At 58.0% G+C, this 19310-nt stretch carries 21 protein-coding genes; 5 read left to right on the forward strand and 16 right to left on the reverse strand.

The genetic code is table 11. The features are described 5' to 3' along the window. Positions 1 to 35: 35 nt before the first annotated feature. Positions 36 to 1028 (reverse strand): RNA polymerase sigma factor RpoS, encoded by a 993-nt coding sequence (gene rpoS, locus GO007_RS08845; RefSeq protein ID WP_004866938.1) that lies wholly within the window; start codon positions 1026 to 1028, stop codon positions 36 to 38. Between the two features lie 152 nt (positions 1029 to 1180). After that, positions 1181 to 2245 (reverse strand): murein hydrolase activator NlpD, encoded by a 1065-nt coding sequence (gene nlpD, locus GO007_RS08850; protein WP_370525551.1) that lies wholly within the window; start codon positions 2243 to 2245, stop codon positions 1181 to 1183. On the opposite strand from nlpD, the gene GO007_RS29530 reads away from it, so the two are divergent. Continuing rightward, positions 2187 to 2318, forward strand: coding sequence for a peptidase (locus GO007_RS29530; RefSeq protein WP_259274799.1), 132 nt, complete (start codon positions 2187 to 2189; stop codon positions 2316 to 2318). The two genes, nlpD and GO007_RS29530, sit on opposite strands and share 59 nt — an antisense overlap. Before the next feature lie 102 nt (positions 2319 to 2420). Here the strand turns inward: GO007_RS29530 and GO007_RS08855 are convergent, their stop codons facing one another. From GO007_RS08855 to cysG, 11 genes are all read right to left on the reverse strand, one after another. Beyond that, on the reverse strand, positions 2421 to 3047 hold the full coding sequence (locus GO007_RS08855; protein WP_095098546.1) for a protein-L-isoaspartate(D-aspartate) O-methyltransferase: 627 nt from the start codon (positions 3045 to 3047) through the stop codon (positions 2421 to 2423). Further along, a complete protein-coding gene (gene surE, locus GO007_RS08860) occupies positions 3041 to 3802 on the reverse strand; it encodes a 5'/3'-nucleotidase SurE (RefSeq protein ID WP_095098550.1) in 762 nt (253 codons plus the stop codon). Before surE ends, GO007_RS08855 begins: the two co-directional genes overlap by 7 nt. Further along, positions 3783 to 4832, reverse strand: coding sequence for a tRNA pseudouridine(13) synthase TruD (gene truD / locus GO007_RS08865; RefSeq protein WP_095098555.1), 1050 nt, complete (start codon positions 4830 to 4832; stop codon positions 3783 to 3785). The genes surE and truD overlap by 20 nt, the downstream gene beginning before the upstream one ends. Further along, complete coding sequence (ispF, locus tag GO007_RS08870; RefSeq protein WP_041146943.1) at positions 4829 to 5308, reverse strand: 2-C-methyl-D-erythritol 2,4-cyclodiphosphate synthase; 480 nt, start codon at positions 5306 to 5308, stop codon at positions 4829 to 4831. Before ispF ends, truD begins: the two co-directional genes overlap by 4 nt. Beyond that, positions 5308 to 6018, reverse strand: a complete 711-nt coding sequence (gene ispD, locus GO007_RS08875) for a 2-C-methyl-D-erythritol 4-phosphate cytidylyltransferase (RefSeq protein ID WP_095098562.1) — start codon at positions 6016 to 6018, stop codon at positions 5308 to 5310. Before ispD ends, ispF begins: the two co-directional genes overlap by 1 nt. 19 nt (positions 6019 to 6037) lie before the next feature. Next, a complete protein-coding gene (ftsB, locus tag GO007_RS08880) occupies positions 6038 to 6349 on the reverse strand; it encodes a cell division protein FtsB (protein ID WP_045857570.1) in 312 nt (103 codons plus the stop codon). A 140-nt stretch (positions 6350 to 6489) separates the two neighbouring features. Then, positions 6490 to 6816 (reverse strand): DUF3561 family protein, encoded by a 327-nt coding sequence (locus tag GO007_RS08885; protein WP_041146946.1) that lies wholly within the window; start codon positions 6814 to 6816, stop codon positions 6490 to 6492. Positions 6817 to 6864: 48 nt separating this feature from the next. After that, a complete protein-coding gene (cysC, locus tag GO007_RS08890; protein ID WP_095098567.1) occupies positions 6865 to 7470 on the reverse strand; it encodes an adenylyl-sulfate kinase in 606 nt (201 codons plus the stop codon). Then, a complete protein-coding gene (cysN, locus tag GO007_RS08895; RefSeq protein WP_095098569.1) occupies positions 7470 to 8897 on the reverse strand; it encodes a sulfate adenylyltransferase subunit CysN in 1428 nt (475 codons plus the stop codon). The genes cysC and cysN overlap by 1 nt, the downstream gene beginning before the upstream one ends. Before the next feature lie 9 nt (positions 8898 to 8906). Continuing rightward, entirely contained in the window at positions 8907 to 9815 is a 909-nt protein-coding gene (gene cysD / locus GO007_RS08900; RefSeq protein WP_041146949.1) for a sulfate adenylyltransferase subunit CysD, read from the reverse strand. Positions 9816 to 9848: 33 nt separating this feature from the next. Then, a complete protein-coding gene (cysG, locus tag GO007_RS08905) occupies positions 9849 to 11255 on the reverse strand; it encodes a siroheme synthase CysG (protein WP_157349172.1) in 1407 nt (468 codons plus the stop codon). A gap of 247 nt (positions 11256 to 11502) precedes the next feature. On the opposite strand from cysG, the gene GO007_RS08910 reads away from it, so the two are divergent. Beyond that, the gene (locus tag GO007_RS08910; protein ID WP_095098575.1) at positions 11503 to 12546 is read left to right on the forward strand and encodes an aminopeptidase; all 1044 of its coding nucleotides are present in this window, start codon (positions 11503 to 11505) and stop codon (positions 12544 to 12546) included. Between the two features lie 115 nt (positions 12547 to 12661). Here GO007_RS08910 and cysH read toward each other — a convergent pair whose 3' ends face one another. From cysH to cysJ, 3 genes are all read right to left on the reverse strand, one after another. Further along, positions 12662 to 13396, reverse strand: coding sequence for a phosphoadenosine phosphosulfate reductase (gene cysH / locus GO007_RS08915; protein ID WP_095098579.1), 735 nt, complete (start codon positions 13394 to 13396; stop codon positions 12662 to 12664). A gap of 79 nt (positions 13397 to 13475) precedes the next feature. Then, positions 13476 to 15188, reverse strand: coding sequence for an assimilatory sulfite reductase (NADPH) hemoprotein subunit (gene cysI, locus GO007_RS08920; protein ID WP_095098582.1), 1713 nt, complete (start codon positions 15186 to 15188; stop codon positions 13476 to 13478). Beyond that, entirely contained in the window at positions 15188 to 16987 is a 1800-nt protein-coding gene (cysJ, locus tag GO007_RS08925; RefSeq protein ID WP_095098584.1) for an NADPH-dependent assimilatory sulfite reductase flavoprotein subunit, read from the reverse strand. Before cysJ ends, cysI begins: the two co-directional genes overlap by 1 nt. Positions 16988 to 17306: 319 nt before the next feature. Between cysJ and queD the strand changes: the two genes are divergently transcribed. The 3 genes from queD to GO007_RS08940 all read left to right on the forward strand — a co-directional run bounded on the left by queD (position 17307) and on the right by GO007_RS08940 (position 19272). Next, positions 17307 to 17669 carry a 6-carboxytetrahydropterin synthase QueD gene (queD, locus tag GO007_RS08930; RefSeq protein ID WP_095098587.1) on the forward strand — a complete coding sequence of 121 codons (363 nt, stop codon included), beginning with the start codon at positions 17307 to 17309 and terminating at the stop codon, positions 17667 to 17669. Between the two features lie 80 nt (positions 17670 to 17749). Further along, positions 17750 to 19021 carry an FAD-dependent oxidoreductase gene (locus tag GO007_RS08935; protein WP_095098590.1) on the forward strand — a complete coding sequence of 424 codons (1272 nt, stop codon included), beginning with the start codon at positions 17750 to 17752 and terminating at the stop codon, positions 19019 to 19021. After that, positions 19012 to 19272 carry a ferredoxin family protein gene (locus tag GO007_RS08940; protein ID WP_095098593.1) on the forward strand — a complete coding sequence of 87 codons (261 nt, stop codon included), beginning with the start codon at positions 19012 to 19014 and terminating at the stop codon, positions 19270 to 19272. The genes GO007_RS08935 and GO007_RS08940 overlap by 10 nt, the downstream gene beginning before the upstream one ends. Positions 19273 to 19310 lie beyond the last annotated feature (38 nt).

Here is a 19310-nt window from a genome sequence, read left to right on the forward strand (position 1 = left end):
AATCAACCGATCGGGCCTTTTTTAAGAAAAATGTCTTATTCGCGGAATAGCGCTTCGATGTTCAGCCCCTGACCTTGCAGGATTTCCCGCAGGCGGCGCAGGCCTTCAACCTGGATCTGACGCACGCGTTCGCGGGTCAGGCCAATTTCACGACCTACATCTTCAAGCGTAGCGGCTTCATAGCCCAGCAGGCCAAAACGACGCGCCAGGACTTCACGCTGCTTGGCGTTCAGTTCGAACAGCCATTTGACGATGCTTTGTTTCATATCATCGTCCTGCGTGGTGTCTTCCGGGCCGTTATCTTTTTCATCGGCCAGAATATCCAGCAGCGCTTTTTCCGAGTCACCGCCCAGCGGGGTATCCACCGAGGTGATGCGCTCGTTCAGACGCAGCATACGGCTAACGTCATCAACCGGCTTATCCAGCTGTTCGGCAATCTCTTCCGCACTCGGCTCGTGGTCCAGCTTATGGGACAACTCACGCGCGGTACGCAGATAGACGTTCAGCTCTTTCACAATATGGATAGGTAAACGAATGGTACGGGTTTGGTTCATAATCGCCCGTTCAATCGTTTGACGGATCCACCAGGTTGCATAAGTTGAAAAACGGAACCCACGTTCCGGGTCAAACTTTTCAACCGCGCGGATCAGCCCCAGATTGCCCTCTTCAATCAGATCCAGCAGCGCCAGACCACGATTGCTATAACGACGGGCAATTTTTACCACCAGACGCAGGTTGCTTTCTATCATCCGGCGGCGTGAAGCGACATCACCACGCAACGCGCGTCGGGCGAAGTAGACCTCTTCTTCAGCCGTCAGCAGCGGGGAATAACCAATCTCACCAAGATAGAGCTGAGTCGCATCAAGCACGCGTTGCGTTGCGCCTTGCGACAGGAGATCTTCCTCGGCCAGATCGCTATCACTGGGTTCCTCTTCTACTAAGGCTTTCTCATCGAAAACCTCAACTCCGTTCTCATCAAATTCCGCGTCTTCATTTAAATCATGAACTTTCAGCGTATTCTGACTCATAAAGATGGCTCCTACCCGTGATCCCTGAGCAAAGCACCTTCGCTAAATATCATTCAAACGTCGCCAGGACAGCTTTTTAGCCCCAATGCAGAGCGGCGTTCACCGCCCCGGCGCCTTTTAACTGACGTTATGCTTATGCGTACTTCGCCAAATTATCGCTGCGGTAAATACTGCAGCGGGTTGACGGATTTCCCCTTGTAACGAATTTCAAAATGTAATCTTGTCGAGCTGGTTCCGGTGCTACCCATGGTAGCGATTTTCTGCCCCGCTTTAATTTCCTGTTGCTCCCGGACCAGCATGGTATCGTTATGAGCGTAGGCACTCAGGTAATCATCGTTGTGTTTGATGATAATAAGATTACCGTAACCGCGCAGTGCGTTACCGGCATAGACGACGCGTCCATCAGCGGTCGCGACGATAGCCTGTCCTTTACTGCCTGCAATATCGATGCCTTTATTACCGCCTTCGGCGCCGCTAAAGTTCTCGATAACCTTGCCCTCAGTCGGCCAGCGCCATGAAGAGATCGGCGAACTGGTTGACGTGCTGCTTGCAGTCGGTTGGTTGCTGCTGATAGCTGGAGCCGTAACCGGCGCAACGACTGTCGTCGCAGGCTTATTGTTCGGCAACATCTTATTAGCATTCTGTTCACCTGAGGGTTCAGAATACGTAATAGTTGGTTGTGACGCAACCACTGCGGTTGATTTTTGTGCAGGATGTGAGGCCGCCGTCGCACCTCCGCTTGCCCGAGCGCTGGCCTGAGCAACGGCGTTATCGCCGGTGATTGGCTGGCCCGCGGAGTTGCCAACCTGCAGAGTCTGGCCGACGTTCAGGCCGTACGGCGCCGGGATATTATTGCGTTGGGCAAGGTCACGGAAATCGTTGCCGGTCACCCAGGCAATATAGAACAGCGTGTCGCCGCGTTTGACGGTGTAGGTGCTGCCGCCGGTGTAGCTGCCTTTCGGAATATCGCCATATTTGCGGTTATAAACGATCTTGCCGTTCATGGTCTGCAGCGGCTGCTGCTGCTCCATCGGCTGAATTTGCGTCGGCCGGGTTTGAACCGGCTGCACCTGAGGCACGGCGGTAACGCCCGTTTTCGCCGGCGGGGTAATCAGCATCCCGGAGCTGGTCCCGGAGGAGGAGGCGCCTCCAGCCGAACTGACCGGCGCAGGCGGATTATTCGTATTCGAACAGCCTGCCAGCCACAGTGAAACCAGCGATAGTGCCGCAATACGGCTTAAGGTAAATTTTGGGCTTCCCGCGCTCATTTATCCCCCAGGAATAGGTTAACTACCAATATCTTGCTTACCGGGCAACGCCCGGCCAGGACACTGAAAATGTGTCCACCCTACGCCTAAAATCAGGCAAAAAAAACCTGGAATAATCCGGGTCTCACGCCAGCTCACCTTGAACCAGGGGAACGAAGCGAACGGCTTCAACGGTATCAATAACAAACTCATTACCGCGACGACGGATCCGTTTCAGAAACTGATGCTCTTCACCTACCGGTAAAACCAGCACGCCACCTTCATCCAGCTGCGCCAGCAGCGCCGGCGGAATTTCCGGCGGCGCGGCGGTGACGATAATCGCATCAAAAGGTGCTCGCGCCCTCCAACCCTGCCATCCATCACCATGACGGGTTGAAACATTATGTAAATCAAGTTGTTTGAGGCGACGCCGCGCCTGCCACTGCAGGCTCTTAATTCTCTCGACCGAACAGACGTGGTGCACCAGCTGCGCCAGTATCGCCGTCTGATAGCCCGAGCCGGTGCCAATTTCCAGCACCCTGGACTCTGGCGTCAGCGTCAGAAGCTCCGTCATCCGCGCCACCATATAGGGCTGCGAAATGGTTTGCCCCTGGCCAATCGGCAGCGCGGTGTTTTCCCACGCCTTATGTTCGAAGGCCTCATCGACAAACTTTTCCCGCGGCACCAGCGCAATCGCTTCGAGCACGCGCTCGTCGACGATGCCCTGAGTACGGAGCTGATTCAGCAGGCTTTCAACACGTTTGCTTACCATTGGCTGTCTACTCCGACGCGTTCGAGCCAGTCGGTGACCACTTCATGGGCCTGGTGGGCGGTTAAATCAACGTGCAGCGGCGTAACCGACACGTAGCCTTCATCTACTGCCGCAAAGTCGGTATCGGGCCCGGCATCGTGCTTCTCGCCCGGAGGACCAATCCAGTACAGGGTATTGCCGCGCGGATCTTTTTGCGGGATAACCTGATCGGCCGGATGGCGGCTGCCGCAGCGGGTCACGCGGATGCCTTTAATCTGCTCAAGCGGCAGATCGGGTACGTTGATATTGAGAATGCGCCCGGTGCGCAGCGGCTCGCGGCTGAGCGCGCGCAGAATAGTGCAGGTGATGGCCGCCGCGGTAGCGTAATGCTGATGGCCGTTTAGCGACACGGCCAGCGCCGGAAAGCCAAGGTGCCGGCCCTCCATCGCGGCGGCCACGGTACCGGAGTAGATTACGTCATCGCCAAGATTCGGCCCGGCGTTAATACCAGAAACCACGATATCCGGACGGGGGCGCATCAGGGCGTTGACGCCGAGATAGACGCAGTCCGTCGGAGTGCCCATCTGGACGGCGATATCGCCATTATCAAAAGTGAAGGTGCGTAGTGAAGACTCTAGCGTCAGGGAGTTCGATGCGCCGCTGCGGTTACGATCGGGTGCGACAACCTGGACCTCAGCGAATTCCCGTAAGGCCTTCGCCAGGGTCTGAATGCCCGGCGCATGAATCCCGTCATCGTTACTCAGCAATATTCGCATAGTCACCCGTTGTGTTGATAAGTTCCCTTACCACGCTGGTGGCGAAGCTGCCCGCTGGCAGCCAGAAACGCAGTTCAACGGTTACGTCATCCCACCAGTTCCAGCTCATCTGCTGCGGATAGAGCAGCATCGCCCGGCGCGCGGCCTCTACTTTTTCACGCACCAGCAGCGCCTGGAGCGGCGTCTCTTCAGCCACCGCCGCCCGTTCGGCGGCCAGCGCATCGCGTTGGCTGCCCCAGTCGCCGCTGCCCGGCAGCGCAGCGGTAATCAGCAGCTCGCGGTTATCAACCCGCCCCTGCAGTTCCGCCAGCTCTTCAGGCGCAGCGACAAACCAGCTGCCGCGCCCCGCTAATTGTAGCGCATCGCCATCAACAACCTGATTAAATTCTGTTTTTTTTAATCTAATACTGACCTGCTGATTAAACAAGCCGCTACGCGCCGCCGACAGCCAAAAACTGCGTTTATTTCGATCGCGCACCGGGGCTCCGCTCTCTGCCCAGCGCAGCGCGCCCAGCAGGTTGCTGCCGCCAATCCCAAAGCGCTGAGCGCCAAAATAGTTTGGCACGCCGCCGGCAGCGATGGCCTGCAGGCGCTGCTCGACATCATCGCGGTGGCTGACTTCGCGCAGGATCAGGGTGAACTGATTGCCCTTCAGCGCCCCAAGGCGTAGCTTGCGCTTATGGCGCGCGTACTCCAGCACCTGGCAGCCCTCGAGCTGAAACTTGCTGAGGTCGGGCATCTCTTTACCCGGCACCCGGGCGCAGAGCCACTGTTCGGTCACCGCGTGCTTGTCCTTTTGCCCGGCAAAGCTAACTTCCCGGGCATGGATTTTAAGGAATTTTGCCAGCGCGTCCGCGACAAAGCGCGTGTTGCAGTCCTTTTTGAGGATCCGCGCCAGCACGTGCTCACCTTCGCCGTCGGGCTCAAAGCCGAGGTCTTCTACCACCATGAAGTCTTCCGGGCTGGCTTTCAGCAGCCCCTGCCCCAGTGGTTTACCGTGCAGCCAGGTGAGTTCGTTGAAGGCGATCATTGTGCCGCCTTACGCAGCAGCGCCACCGCTTCACAGGCAATGCCTTCGCCGCGGCCGGTAAACCCGAGCTTTTCGGTGGTCGTCGCCTTCACGTTGACGTCGTCCATATGGCAGCCAAGATCTTCGGCGATAAAAACGCGCATCTGCGGAATATGCGGCAGCATTTTGGGCGCCTGGGCAATGATGGTGACGTCAACGTTGCCGAGGGTATAGCCTTTCGCCTGAATCCGGCGCCAGGCTTCGCGCAGCAGCGCGCGGCTGTCGGCGCCTTTGAAGGCCGGATCGGTGTCCGGGAACAGCTTACCGATGTCCCCCAGCGCAGCCGCGCCCAGCAGAGCATCGGTCAGCGCATGCAGCGCGACGTCGCCATCGGAGTGGGCCAGCAGCCCCTTCTCGTAAGGAACGCGCACCCCGCCAATAATGATTGGGCCTTCACCGCCAAAAGCGTGTACGTCAAAACCATGTCCAATTCGCATTAAGCCTTCTCCTGGTGTCGGGAACGGGTAAGGTAAAATTCTGCCAGCGCCAGGTCTTCCGGGCGCGTCACTTTAATATTATCAGCGCGTCCGGCTACCAGTTCGGGATGGAAGCCGCAGTACTCCAGCGCCGACGCTTCGTCGGTGATGGTTGCGCCTTCGTTGAGCGCACGCGTCAGGCAGTTAAAGAGTAATTCACGCGGGAAAAACTGCGGCGTCAGCGCATGCCACAGGTCGTTGCGATCGACGGTATGGGCAATGGCGGCTTTGCCGGGTTCGGCGCGCTTCATGGTATCGCGAACCGGTGCCGCCAGGATGCCGCCAACGCGGCTGGTTTCACGCAGCGCCAGCAGGCGGGTGAGATCGTCCTGATGCAGGCACGGGCGCGCGGCGTCATGCACCAGCACCCACTGCGCATCGGGCAGCGCCTTGAGGCCAGCAAGAACGGAGTCGGCGCGTTCGCTGCCGCCATCAACGACGGTAATCTGCGGATGGGAGGCCAGCGGCAGCTGGCTAAAGCGGACATCGCCGGGGCTGACGGCAATCACCACGCGCTGGACGCAGGCGTTGGTCAGCAGCGCGGCGACCGCGTGCTCGAGAATCGTTTTGTTACCGATTGAGAGATATTGTTTCGGGCATTCCGTTTGCATACGACGGCCAAAACCGGCCGCCGGCACCACGGCGCAAACGCCCGGAAAAGTGGCTGCCATGTCGTAATCCTGGGCTTATTTATCGATTATTCTGCGCCGATCCCTGATTGCGTTTAGACGCATCCGGGACCAGACGATAAAACGTTTCACCCGGGCGGGTCATACTTAGCTCGTTGCGCGCGCGTTCTTCGATCGCTTCCTGACCGCCGTTGAGGTCGTCGATTTCCGCAAACAGCTGATCGTTGCGCGCCTTTAATTTACCGTTAGTGTCTTGCTGAGCGGAGACATCGTCATTAACCCGACTATAGTCATGCAGACCATTTTTACCGAACCACAGCGAGTACTGTAGCCAGACCAGCAAAGCCAATAATAGCAGCGTTAATTTACCCATCCTGCCCCCTGAAAAACGGCATCATCATCCGATAACTCGCCCGAGCGTTTTACTCCGACGCGCGGACGATGCCGCGTAACGCGGGGACTGTACCACATTTTTGTCATCGATACCCAGGCTTGATTCATACGCCAAAAAGACTATCCCAGCAGCCAGAGGAACAGCAGGCCGAACATCAGTCCGATGGTTAAAATCGTCGCGCACGAGCTGTAGAGGAGTTTACCATTCAACAACGAATGCAGCGCAATACCGACCACAACGGCAACCGGCATCAGTGCAAGGAAGAACGGCCAGGTGTAGAGAAGAAAAAACAGCGTATTGCTGCCATAGATGAGAAAGGGGATACCCAGCGCCAGCAGCCATGAGATAAATCCCACGGCGGCGCCTGACAAAGACCAGGTGGTCTCGTCATTCGCCACCGGGGGTGGTTCTGAACGAATCATACTGAGGTTCTGGGTATTGCGCATATCGAATCCTGTTCACCGGGCGGCCAACATCTCAGTGCCGCCACCGTTTCAGGATCTGATAATATCGCTCTGTCTGAGCAGGTCTAATAGTTGGTGCACCAAATTTGTTACCAATTGTTCACCATCCAGATGAATTTCCGCCTTTTCCGGTGCTTCATAAACTGAGTCAATTCCGGTGAAATTGCGTAATTCTCCCGCTCGCGCCTTCTTGTATAACCCTTTCGGATCTCGCGCCTCGCAGATCGCCAGCGGCGTATCGACGAATATTTCGATAAAGCGCCCTTCCCCCAGGCGCTCACGCACCATCTGGCGCTCGGCGCGGTGCGGAGAGATAAAGGCCGTCAGCACAACCAGCCCGGCCTCAACCATCAGCTTAGCCACTTCGCCCACGCGGCGAATATTCTCTTTCCGATCGCCGTCGCTAAAGCCCAAATCGCTGCACAGGCCGTGACGCACGTTATCGCCATCCAGCAGATAGGTACTGACGCCTAGCTGCTGGAGCGCCTCCTCCAGCGCGCCGGCAACGGTAGATTTACCGGAGCCGGAGAGCCCGGTAAACCACAGCACCACGCCGCGATGGCCGTGGCGCTGCTCGCGCTGCTGCTGAGTGACCGGATGGGCATGCCAGACGACGTTTTCGTCATGCTGCGCCATTACTTGCCTCCCAGCAGATCGCGAGCGTCCCAGTGCGGGAAATGCTTACGGATAAGCTGGTTCAGCTCCAGCTCAAACGCGCTGAACGACGAAGCGGACGCCTGAGCGTGCTCCTGCGGTTCGCGCACCATGCCGGCGCCGACGGTGACGTTCGACAGGCGGTCGATAAAAATAAGCCCCCCGGTCACCGGGTTGTCCTGGTATTTGTCCAGTACCAGCGGCTCATCAAAGGTCAAATCCACGAGGCCGATGCCGTTGAGCGGCAGCGATTCCACCTCACTCTGGGTCAGATTGTTAATATCAACCTGATAGCGAATGCCGTCCACGCGGGCGCGGGTTTTCTTGCCGGCAATTTTAATATCAAAGCTCTGGCCCGGAGAGAGCGCCTGTTCAGCCATCCACACCACGTCAATGCTGGCGCTCTGCACGGCCGGCAGCAGTACCTGCGCATCGACCAGCAGGTCGCCGCGGCTGATATCAATCTCATCCTTCAGCACGATAGTAATCGCTTCCCCGGCTCCGGCTTCCTGCAGGTCGCCGTCAAAGGTCACGATGCGCGCCACGCTGGACTCCACGCCCGACGGCAGCACCTTCAGACGCTGGCCAACCGTCACTTTGCCGGAGGCTACGGTACCGGAGAAACCGCGGAAATCGAGGTTTGGACGGTTCACAAACTGCACCGGGAAACGCAGCGGCTGGGTTTCGACCTGGTGATGGATCTCAACGGTTTCCAGCACTTCCAGCAGCGTCGGGCCGCTGTACCAGCCCATCTTCTCGCTCTGGCTGGCAACGTTGTCCCCTTCCAGCGCGGAAAGCGGCACGAAGCGAATATCGAGGTCGCCCGGCAGCTGTTCGGCAAAGGTCAGATACTCTTCGCGAATCTGGTTAAACCGCGCTTCGCTGAACTCCACGAGGTCCATTTTATTCACCGCCACCACCAGGTTTTTAATACCCAGCAGCGTTGAAATAAAGCTGTGACGACGGGTCTGATCCAGCACCCCTTTGCGCGCATCGATCAGCAGGATCGCCAGATCGCAGGTTGAGGCGCCGGTCGCCATATTGCGGGTGTACTGCTCGTGCCCCGGCGTGTCGGCAATAATAAACTTGCGCTTTTCGGTAGAAAAATAGCGGTAGGCCACATCGATAGTGATGCCCTGCTCGCGCTCCGCCTGCAGGCCATCCACCAGCAGCGCCAGATCCAGCTTCTCGCCCTGGGTTCCGTGACGCTTGCTATCGTTATGCAGCGATGAGAGCTGGTCTTCATAAATCTGGCGGGTATCGTGCAGCAGGCGGCCAATCAGCGTGCTTTTTCCGTCATCAACGCTGCCGCAGGTCAGGAAACGCAGCAGGCTTTTGTTCTGCTGCGCGTGCAGGTAGGCTTCGACGCCGCCTTCATCAGCAATTTGTTGTGCAATTGTCGTATTCATGGCGGCTCCTTAGAAATACCCCTGACGTTTCTTCAGCTCCATTGAGCCTGCCTGGTCGCGGTCAATCATGCGACCCTGACGTTCGCTGGTCGTGGAGACCAGCATCTCTTCAATAATTTCCGGCAGCGTTTGCGCGTTGGACTCCACCGCGCCGGTCAGCGGCCAGCAGCCGAGGGTACGAAAACGCACCATCTGCTGTTTGATAACCTCGCCCGGCTGCAGGTCGATGCGGTCGTCATCGATCATCATCAGCATGCCGTCACGCTCGAGAACCGGGCGCTCTGCCGCCAGGTACAGCGGCACGATTTCGATATTTTCCAGATAGATGTACTGCCAGATATCCAGCTCGGTCCAGTTAGAGAGCGGGAACACGCGGATGCTTTCGCCTTTGTTAATCTGGCCGTTGTAGTTGTGCCACAGCTCCGGGCGCTGGTTTTTCGGATCCCAGCGGTGGAAGCGGTCGCGGAACGAGTAGATACGCTCTTTAGCGCGAGATTTCTCTTCATCGCGGCGGGCACCGCCGAACGCGGCGTCAAAGCCATATTTGTTCAGCGCCTGCTTGAGACCTTCGGTCTTCATGATATCGGTATGCTTGGCGCTGCCGTGGACAAACGGGTTGATGCCCATCGCCACCCCTTCCGGATTTTTGTGCACCAGCAGCTCGCAGCCGTAGGCCTTCGCGGTACGGTCACGGAACTCGTACATCTCACGGAATTTCCAGCCGGTATCAACGTGCAGCAGCGGGAACGGTAGGGTTCCCGGATAAAACGCTTTACGCGCCAGATGCAGCATCACGCTGGAATCTTTACCGATGGAGTACATCATCACCGGATTTGAGAATTCTGCGGCCACCTCGCGAATGATATGGATGCTTTCCGCCTCCAGTTGTCGCAGGTGAGTGAGTCGTTTTTGGTCCATTAACCGTTCCTTATAAGGCCTGTTGCGCCGGGCCTAAGCCAGATTGACCACAGAAGAGCCAAACCCTTCTGCGTTCGTTGTGTGTTGAAACCAGGCGAGCTGCTGATGTAGCTGCACCACTTCGCCCACCACCAGCAGAGCCGGCATCGGGGCATCTTTCGCCAGGTGTTCCAGTTGTTCTAACGTGCCGATCGTCGTTTGCTGATCGGCGCGAGTGCCGCGGGAGATAACCGCTACCGGCGTGTTCCTGTCGCGCCCGTGCGCGATCAGCTGCGCGCTGATTTCCGCCGCCTTCATCGTGCCCATATAGATAGCCAGCGTTTGCCGGCTCTGCGCCAGCAGCGCCCAGTCGAGCGGCGCGCTGTCCGCCTTGTAGTGGCCGGTGACAAAGGTCACGCTCTGCGCGTAATCGCGATGGGTCAGCGGAATTCCGGCATACGCCGTCGCGCCCGCTGCTGCGGTCACGCCGGGAACAACCTGAAAGGAGATCCCCGCAGCCGCTGCCGCCTGCAGCTCCTCGCCGCCGCGACCGAAAATAAACGGATCGCCGCCCTTCAGGCGCACCACCGTTTTGCCCTCTTTCGCCGCCGCGACCAGCATCTGATTCGTTTCATGCTGCGGTACCGAATACTCTCCGGCGCGTTTACCGACGCAGATCATCTCCGCATCGCGACGCACCAGCTCGCGTATCTCCGGCGTTACCAGACGATCGTAAAACACTACGTCCGCCCGCTGAATCGCCTGAAGGCCGCTTAGCGTAAGGAGTCCGGCATCACCCGGCCCGGCGCCGACAAGGATGATTTCACCCAACCGTTTTTCCGGCTGATACAGCTCATCCTCCAGCGCCTTATCCGCGGCGGCTCTGTTGCCGGCAATCATCAGGCTGACAAAGCGGCCGTTGAAAACGCGCTCCCAGAAACGGCGCCGCGCCGCGGTAGTGGTCAGATGCGTTTTAATATGATGCCGCCAGTAGCTTGCCGCTTCGGCAACGCGTCCCAGATTGGTCGGCAGCAGCGCTTCAATTTTTTCGCGTATCATCCGCGACAGTACCGGCGCCGAACCGCCCGAAAAGATCGCCACCAGCAGCGGGGAGCGATCGACAATGGAGGGGAAGACCACCGAACAAAGCGGCTGATTGTCCACCACGTTCACCAGGCGAAAGCGCGCGTTCGCGGCGGCAAAAACCCGCTGGTTCAGCGCGTCGTCTTCGGTGGCGGCAATCACCAGGAAAACGTCGTCGATCTGCTGTTCCTGAAACGCTTCTGCGCGCCACGTTATTTCCTGGCGCTCGACCAGCCCAGCAAGCTCATCGGATAGCGCAGCGGCCACAATCTGCACTTTCGCCCCCGCCCGACGCAGAAACATGATCTTGCGCTCGGCAATCTCGCCGCCGCCGATAACCAGCACCGGCCGCTCTTTTAATTCGGCAAATAAGGGCAAATAGTCCACGATGCCATAACTCGCTTACAATCAGTCATAGTGCGACTATAGGGTGCCACTTAGAGCAAATGAAATTACGAAATGGAATGAGTTGTTACTCAAAGGAATAACGACCTGGGAAAGCAAAGATCAAAAAGTGCTTAACATGCGACTTTTCCGCTATTTAAGAGCAAATGAAATTGTTTAACCTCGGTCACAGTTTCATACTAAGCGGGTCAAATTGTTCTGTTGCCGTAAGGACCCTCTTATGTTTTCCGCGTTGTGCCGCCGCCTGCTTCCACTGGCGCTTGGCGCAGGTTTTGTCTTCTCCGCCCCGGCTTTTAGCGCTATGGGCGAAACCGCTAATACTCAGGCTCGTCATATAGCGACCTTTTTCCCCGGAAGAATGACCGGCTCGCCCGCAGAGATGCTGTCGGCGGACTACCTGCGTCAGCAGTTCGCGCAGATGGGCTACCAAAGCGATATCCGCAGCTTTCATACGCGCTATATCTACACCACCAAAAATCAGCGACAGAACTGGCAAAACGTCACCGGCAGCACGGTGATTGCCGCCCACGAGGGCAAGGCGCGCCAGCAAATCATCATCATGGCGCACCTCGATACCTACGCTCCCATGAGCGATAGCGACGTGGAAAAAAACCTCGGCGGTTTAACCCTGCAGGGGATTGACGACAACGCCCTTGGCCTTGGCGTGATGCTGGAGCTGGCCGAACGACTCAAGAACGTGCCCACCCATTATGGCATTCGCTTTATCGCTTCCAGCGGTGAAGAGGAGGGCCGCCTCGGGGCGCAGAATCTGCTGAAGCGTATGGGCGACGAGGAGAAGAAAAATACCCTGCTGGTGATCAACCTCGATAATCTGGTGGTCGGCGATAAGCTCTATTTTAATAGCGGCCGCAGCACGCCCGCGTCGATTCGCAAGCTCACCCGCGACCGGGCGCTGGCCATCGCGCGTAGCAAAGGGGTTGCCGCCTTCAGCAACCCAGGGCTGAACCGTGACTATCCGCAGGGCACCGGCTGCTGTAATGACGCCAGCGTTTTTGACAGCGCCGGGATCCCGGTGCTGTCGGTGGAGGCCACTAACTGGTCGCTCGGTAAGAAAGATGGTTTTCAGCAGCGGGCAAAATCACCCGCCTTCCCAGACGGCAACAGCTGGCACAGCGTGCAGCTGGATAATCAGCAGCATATCGACAAAGCGCTGCCCGGCCGCATCGAGCGGCGCAGCCGCGACGTCGTCAAGGTGATGCTGCCGCTGGTAAAAGAGCTGGCGAAGGCCGATAAGCGCGGCTAGCTGGCGTTTTGCTGCTGCCGGTTGCACGAAAAAGCCCTCAGCGTGAAACGCGAGGGCTTTTTTTAAAACTCAATGTGTTTAAAGCAAACGTCTTTAAAACAAAGGCGATCGAGACCTACCCTTCGTGCAGTCCGCACTCGCGCTTCAGGCCGAAGAAGCGCGTCTCTTCTTCCGCCATCCCCGGCTCCCATTTGCGGGTAGTATGGGTATCCCCCACCGAAAGGTATCCCTGATCCCACAGCGGATGGTATTTCAGGCCGTGCTTCTGCAGGTACTGATAAACAGTGCGGTTATCCCAGTCGATAATCGGCAGCACCTTAAATACCCCGCGCTGAATCGCCAGCACCGGCAGGGTTGCCCGGCTACCGGACTGTTCGCGGCGCAGGCCGGCAAACCAGGTACGGGTGTTCAGCTCCTGCAGAGCGCGGTTCATCGGCTCGACTTTGTTGATGTCATTGTATTTCTCAATGCCCTCAACGCCCTGCTCCCACAGTTTGCCATAGCGGGCTTCCTGCCAGGCCGGGCTGGTCTGCGCCCGATAAACTTTCAGATTCAGCTGCAGCTTATCGGTAAGTTCATCAATAAACTGATAGGTTTCCGGAAACAGGTAGCCGGTATCGGTGAGGATCACCGGAATATCCGGACGGATCTGGTTAACCAGATGCAGGCTAACCGCCGCCTGAATACCAAAGCTTGAAGAGAGCGCATAGTCGCCGGGCAGGTTTTCCAGCGCCCACGCCACGCGTTCTTCGGCGCTGAGCTTCTCCAGCTGAGCGTTGGTTTCCGCCAGCTGCAGTACGCGTTCAACTTTCGGCAGTTCATTTAGCGCGTTGAGATCGAGTACGGACATAGTTACCTCGTTATTTTCCCTTCACCTCATTCCGCTCCCCGTAAGCAGGGAGGGAATCGTCAGGCGCAGATGAATAGGTTTATTCCCAGAAATCACGGGCTGGATCGAGCACCGGACGCACGATACCCGCACGCACCGTAAAGTCGCCGAAGCCTTCACCCGCTTCGCGCTCTTTCGCCCAGCGCCCGACCAGTTCGTCTATCGAATCGAGAATTTCCGACTCGGTAATATTTTCGCGATACATGCGCGGAATGCGCGTTCCGCTGCGGTTGCCGCCAAGGTGCAGGTTGTAACGGCCCGGCGCTTTACCGATCAGCCCAACCTCCGCCAGCAGGGCGCGGCCGCAGCCGTTCGGGCAGCCGGTCACGCGGGTGACGATATGCTCCTCGCCCACGCCGTACTTGCTCATCACGCCGTCCACCTTATCAATAAATGATGGCAGGAAGCGCTCCGCTTCGGCCATCGCCAGCGGGCAGGTCGGGAAAGAGACGCAGGCCATCGAGTTTTCACGCTGCGGGGTGACGCTATTCATCAGCCCGTGATCGCGAGCCAGCTTTTCGATCTTCGCCTTCTGATCTTCCGGCACGCCGGCAATAATCAGGTTTTGGTTCGCCGTAATACGGAACTCGCCTTTATGGATCTTAGCAATCTTCAGCAGACCCGTTTTCAGCGGACGCCCCGGATAGTCAAGGATACGACCGTTTTCAATAAACAGCGTCAGGTACCAGTTATTGTCGATACCTTTTACCCAGCCAATCCGATCGCCGCGACCGGTAAACTCGTAGGCGCGGATCGGCTCGAATTTAATGCCGGCACGGCGCTCAACTTCGGCTTTAAAGGTCTCAACGCCGACGCGTTCCAGGGTGTATTTCGTTTTCGCATTTTTGCGGTCGGTACGGTTGCCCCAGTCGCGCTGGGTAGTGACCACCGCTTCCGCCACGGCCAGAGTGTGCTCAAGCGGCAGATAGCCGAATTCGCTGGCGGTGCGCGCGTAGGTTTTCTTGTTGCCGTGCTCAATAGACAGACCGCCGCCCACCAGCAGGTTAAAGCCCACCAGCTTGCCGTTTTCGGCAATCGCCACGAAGTTCATGTCGTTGGCGTGCAGATCGATATCGTTCTGCGGCGGGATAACCACGGTGGTTTTGAACTTACGCGGCAGATAGGTCTGGCCAAGGATCGGCTCTTCGTCCGTGGTGGCCACCTTCTTCTGATCGAGCCAGATCTCCGCATAGGCGCGGGTGCGCGGCAGCAGGTGCTCGGAGATTTTTTTCGCCCACTCGTAGGCTTCAGCATGGAGCTGAGACTCGTTGGGGTTAGAGGTGCACAGCACGTTACGGTTCATATCGTTGGCCGTCGCCAGCGCGTCCAGCCCCACCGAGTGCAGCATCTGGTGCACCGGCTTGACGTTCTTCTTCAGAATGCCGTGGAACTGGAAGGTCTGACGGTTGGTCAGACGAATGCTGCCGTAGATCGTGTTATCGGCGGCAAACTTATCAATCGCCTGCCACTGTTTGGTGGTGATCACCCCGCCCGGCAGGCGGCAGCGGAGCAGCATCGCGTGACGCGGCTCCAGCTTCTGCGCCGCGCGTTCGGCGCGGATGTCACGGTCATCCTGCTGATACATGCCGTGAAAGCGGATCAGCAGGAAGTTATCGCCTTTAAAGCCACCGGTGAGGGGGTCGTTTAAGTCTTCTGCGATGGTGCCGCGCAGGTAGTTGCTCTCTACCTTCATACGCTCGGCGTCGGTCAGTTTACCTTCGACCACCAGCGGTCCAGGATGTTTTTCGCTCATTAGTAGACATCTCGCTGATAACGGCGCTCAACGCGCAGCTCACTTAAAAATTCGTCCGCCGCTTCGGCGTCCATCGCGCCGAATTCGGCAATCACTTCCAGCAGCGTCTGTTCAACGTCTTTCGCCATGCGATTGGCGTCGCCGCAGACATAAATATGGGCGCCGTCATTAATCCAGCGCCACAGTTCGGCCCCCTGCTCGCGCAGCTTGTCCTGAACATAGACTTTTTGTTGTTGATCGCGGGACCATGCCAGATCGATGCGGCTCAGTACGCCCTCTTTGACGTAGCTTTGCCATTCAACCTGGTAAAGGAAATCTTCCGTAAAGTGCGGGTTGCCGAAGAACAGCCAGTTCTTGCCCTCGGCGCCTTCCGCCGCGCGCTGCTGCATAAATGCGCGGAATGGCGCAATGCCGGTACCCGGGCCAATCATGATGACCGGAGTCTGCGGGTTGGCAGGCAGGCGGAAGTTATCATTGTGTTCGATAAAGACGCGGACTTCGCCATCTTCTTCCACGCGATCGGCGAGGAAGCTGGAAGCGCCGCCGGCGCGCGCGCGGCCTTCGATCTCATAGCGCACAACGCCGACGGTCACGTGAACTTCGTTTTCCGTTTCCGCCTGCGACGAGGCGATCGAGTACAGGCGCGGCGTGAGCGGGCGCAGCAGATCAATCAGCGCCTGGGCATCCAGCTGCGCCGGAGAGAAGCGCACCATATCGACGATCGGCGTGGTGGCCGCATAGTGCTGCAGCTGCGCTTTATCGCCCACCAGCGGCAGCAGCGTTTCGCTGCGCGTTAGGGTGGCATAGTTCTCAACGATGTTGCCGGTGTTCACCGTCAGCTCAAAGTGCCACGTCAGCGCTTCGGCCAGCGGCAGCGTCTTACCGTCAACGCTAACCGGCTCATCGCCCTTCAGCCACAGCAGTTCAGCCAGCTCTTTAACCAGCGCCGGATCGTTCTGATACCAGACGCCCAGCGCATCGCCAGGCTGATAGCGCAGGCCGGAGTCACCCAGATCGATTTCCACGTGGCGCACGTCTTTTTCCGAATCGCGACCGGTAATTTTTTGGTTTACCGAAAGCGTCGCGGTCAGCGGCGCTTCTTTAGTATAGGGGCTGGTGTGAATGTCATTGACCGCCCCGCTCGTCGCCAGCTGAGCCGGCGTCGCCGCCGGCGCACGGGCTTTCAGCACATCGACCACGCGGGTGCGCCATTCGGCCGCTGCGCCCTGATATTCGACGTCAGAATCAACGCGATCGAGCAGGCGCTCCCCGCCCAGCTCGGCCAGCCTGCTGTCGAAATCTTTACCTGACTGGCAGAAGAATTCGTAGGAGGTATCGCCAAGACCAAAGACCGCAAAAGCGGTGCCTTCGAGCTTCGGCGCTTTTTTCGAGAGCAGGAATTTATGCAGCGCGACGGCTTCTTCCGGCGGCTCACCTTCGCCCTGGGTTGAGGTCACGACGATCAGCAGTTTTTCGGAGGCTATTTGTTTGAATTTATAGTCGCCTGCGTTAACCAGCTTGACGTTCAGCTGCGCTGCCTGAAGGTCGTCACGCAGCGCTTCTGCCACGCGGCGGGCGTTGCCGGTTTGCGAGGCGGAAAGCAGCGTAATGCTCGGGACTTCCACAGCCTGAGCCGGAGCGGCAGCTGCCGCGCCGGAATGCTGATTCAGCACGCCCCAAAAATAGCCGGAAACCCAGGCAAGCTGGGTCGGTGTGAAGTCTGTCGTGGCCGCCTGCAGGCGCGCCATTTGCTCCGGGTTTAGCGGCAGCAAATTGGAAGGTGGGACCTGTGTCGTCATGCGTCGTTATGTTCCAGTAAGCAAAGCTGTTATTCGCACCCTGTCAGCGCGGCAAAAACAGAAGAGAATGTAAGGTTAACGGCGCTGATAGTAACAATTAAATAAGGGATGGAAATAACAAATAACCAAATGAACTAACCTGTTTTATCTATAGTTATTAACAACAAAATCGATTAAATAACCACATGAAATATAAAGAGATAATATGCATCAGCGCGGCGGATGCGGCGATTTTCCGCTCAGGGCCGTTTTAGTTAATGCTAAAAAATGTACTTTCCGGTACCCTACGGCGGTTTTTTTGTCTTATTGAGAGTAAAAGATGTCCACCACCCTGTTTAAAGATTTTACCTTCGAGGCCGCCCACCGCCTGCCCCACGTACCGGAAGGTCATAAGTGCGGTCGCCTGCACGGTCACTCTTTTATGGTACGTCTGGAGATTACCGGCGAAGTCGATCCTCATACAGGTTGGATCATGGATTTTGCCGAGCTTAAAGCCGCCTTCAAGCCGACCTACGATCGCCTGGATCACTACTATCTGAACGATATTCCAGGGCTGGAGAACCCGACCAGCGAAGTTCTGTCGCGCTGGATTTGGCAACAGATTAAACCCGTTGTGCCGCTGCTGAGCGCGGTGATGATTAAAGAGACCTGCACGGCGGGCTGCGTCTATCGCGGCGAGTGATTAAAGCCTTTGTGTCGATGGTCAATATTCCTTAGATAACGCCATGCTAGCCTATGCGCTCTGGGTATCTGGGGCGCAATATGGCTGACGATTTTGATATTATTATCATCGGTGCAGGGATAGCCGGCACCGCTTGTGCTCTACGCTGCGCGCGGGCAGGACTTTCGGTCCTGCTGCTCGAACGCGGCGAACTTCCCGGCAGCAAAAACCTCTCCGGCGGGCGCCTGTACTGCCGAGCTCTCGCCGAACTTCTCCCTCATTTTCAACAATCCGCCCCGCTTGAACGCCGTATCACCCAGGAAAACCTGACCCTGCTGACCGACGAGGGCGCCACAACCTATTCCAGCCTTCAGCCCGGCGGCGACTCCTGGAGTTTACTGCGCGCCCGTTTCGATCCGTGGCTGGTTAACCAGGCCGAAGGCGAAGGCGTACAGTGTATTACCGGCGCGACGGTCGCGGCGCTGCATCGCGAAAACGGCCGGGTTTGCGGGGTCATTTGCGATAACGAAACGCTGCGCTCCCGCTATGTCGTGCTGGCGGAAGGGGCCAACAGCGAGCTGGCGGAGCGTCACGGTTTACTCCCTCGCCCGTCCCCAACCGCCATGGCGCTGGGGATCAAAGCGGTGCTGGCGATGGAGCGCAAGACGCTGGAGGATCGTTTCCGCCTCGAGGGCAACGAGGGCTCCGCCATGATATTCACCGGCGGAGTCTGCGGCGATTTACCCGGCGGCGCGTTCCTTTATACCAATCAGGATACGCTCTCATTCGGTATCGTATGTCCACTCTCCTCGCTGGGAAAAGGTGCGGTTCCTGCCTCCGGGCTGCTGGATCGTCTCAAATCGCATCCGGCCCTGCGTCCTCTGCTGCACGGTAGCGAAACGCTGGAATATGGCGCGCATCTGGTACCTGAAGGCGGCCTGCACGGCATGCCGGCGCAGTATGCCGGAGAAGGCTGGCTGCTGGTCGGCGACGCGCTGCGCACCTGCGTCAATACCGGCTTCACCGTGCGCGGGATGGACATGGCCTTAATCGGCGCCCAGGCGGCGGCGCAAACGTTAATCCGGGCCTGTCGGCACGGCGCGCCGCAAAATCTGTTTGCGCAATACCATCAGGAGATCGAGCGCAGCCTGCTGTGGGACGTGCTCCAGCGCTACCGGCACGTTCCCGCGCTGCTGCAGCGCCCCGGCTGGTATCGCCGCTGGCCCGCGCTGATGGACGATATCTCCCGCGAACTCTGGCAGCAGGGCGAAGGTCCGGTTCCGCCGCTGCGCCAGATAGTCTGGCGTCATCTTCGCCGTCACGGCCTGCGTCATCTGGCAGGCGATCTTGTCCGGAGCTTACGATGTCTGTAGCACGTAACGTCTGGCGTCCCGCCGACGCCCCGCATATTGTCCCGACGGCTACGCCCGACCGGGAAGTCGTCGAACTGCTTATTGCCTCCTGTCCCGCCGGGCTTTTTTCACGAACGGCGGACGGCGGCGTGCAGGTCGACTACCGGGGATGCCTGGAGTGCGGCACCTGCCGGCTATTATGCGATAAGGCAACGCTGAAAGAATGGCGCTATCCTGACTCTGGATTCGGTATTACGTTCCGTTTCGGCTAATAAAACGACTCGTTATAATTCAGGCTGCAGGAACGCTC

Origin of the sequence: Klebsiella sp. 10-1 (assembly GCF_009758445.1) — a bacterium.
Taxonomy (GTDB): domain Bacteria; phylum Pseudomonadota; class Gammaproteobacteria; order Enterobacterales; family Enterobacteriaceae; genus Klebsiella; species Klebsiella scottii.

Excerpts from the sequence above, each read along its gene's own strand:
- rpoS (WP_004866938.1), bottom strand. The coding sequence starts at position 1,028 with ATGAGTCAGAATACGCTGAAAGTTCATGATTTAAATGAAGACGCGGAA.
- GO007_RS08855 (WP_095098546.1), bottom strand. The coding sequence starts at position 3,047 with ATGGTAAGCAAACGTGTTGAAAGCCTGCTGAATCAGCTCCGTACTCAG.
- surE (WP_095098550.1), bottom strand. The coding sequence starts at position 3,802 with ATGCGAATATTGCTGAGTAACGATGACGGGATTCATGCGCCGGGCATT.
- truD (WP_095098555.1), bottom strand. The coding sequence starts at position 4,832 with ATGATCGCCTTCAACGAACTCACCTGGCTGCACGGTAAACCACTGGGG.
- ispF (WP_041146943.1), bottom strand. The coding sequence starts at position 5,308 with ATGCGAATTGGACATGGTTTTGACGTACACGCTTTTGGCGGTGAAGGC.
- ispD (WP_095098562.1), bottom strand. The coding sequence starts at position 6,018 with ATGGCAGCCACTTTTCCGGGCGTTTGCGCCGTGGTGCCGGCGGCCGGT.
- ftsB (WP_045857570.1), bottom strand. The coding sequence starts at position 6,349 with ATGGGTAAATTAACGCTGCTATTATTGGCTTTGCTGGTCTGGCTACAG.
- GO007_RS08885 (WP_041146946.1), bottom strand. The coding sequence starts at position 6,816 with ATGCGCAATACCCAGAACCTCAGTATGATTCGTTCAGAACCACCCCCG.
- cysC (WP_095098567.1), bottom strand. The coding sequence starts at position 7,470 with ATGGCGCAGCATGACGAAAACGTCGTCTGGCATGCCCATCCGGTCACT.
- cysN (WP_095098569.1), bottom strand. The coding sequence starts at position 8,897 with ATGAATACGACAATTGCACAACAAATTGCTGATGAAGGCGGCGTCGAA.
- cysD (WP_041146949.1), bottom strand. The coding sequence starts at position 9,815 with ATGGACCAAAAACGACTCACTCACCTGCGACAACTGGAGGCGGAAAGC.
- GO007_RS08910 (WP_095098575.1), top strand. The coding sequence starts at position 11,503 with ATGTTTTCCGCGTTGTGCCGCCGCCTGCTTCCACTGGCGCTTGGCGCA.
- cysH (WP_095098579.1), bottom strand. The coding sequence starts at position 13,396 with ATGTCCGTACTCGATCTCAACGCGCTAAATGAACTGCCGAAAGTTGAA.
- cysI (WP_095098582.1), bottom strand. The coding sequence starts at position 15,188 with ATGAGCGAAAAACATCCTGGACCGCTGGTGGTCGAAGGTAAACTGACC.
- cysJ (WP_095098584.1), bottom strand. The coding sequence starts at position 16,987 with ATGACGACACAGGTCCCACCTTCCAATTTGCTGCCGCTAAACCCGGAG.
- queD (WP_095098587.1), top strand. The coding sequence starts at position 17,307 with ATGTCCACCACCCTGTTTAAAGATTTTACCTTCGAGGCCGCCCACCGC.
- GO007_RS08935 (WP_095098590.1), top strand. The coding sequence starts at position 17,750 with ATGGCTGACGATTTTGATATTATTATCATCGGTGCAGGGATAGCCGGC.
- GO007_RS08940 (WP_095098593.1), top strand. The coding sequence starts at position 19,012 with ATGTCTGTAGCACGTAACGTCTGGCGTCCCGCCGACGCCCCGCATATT.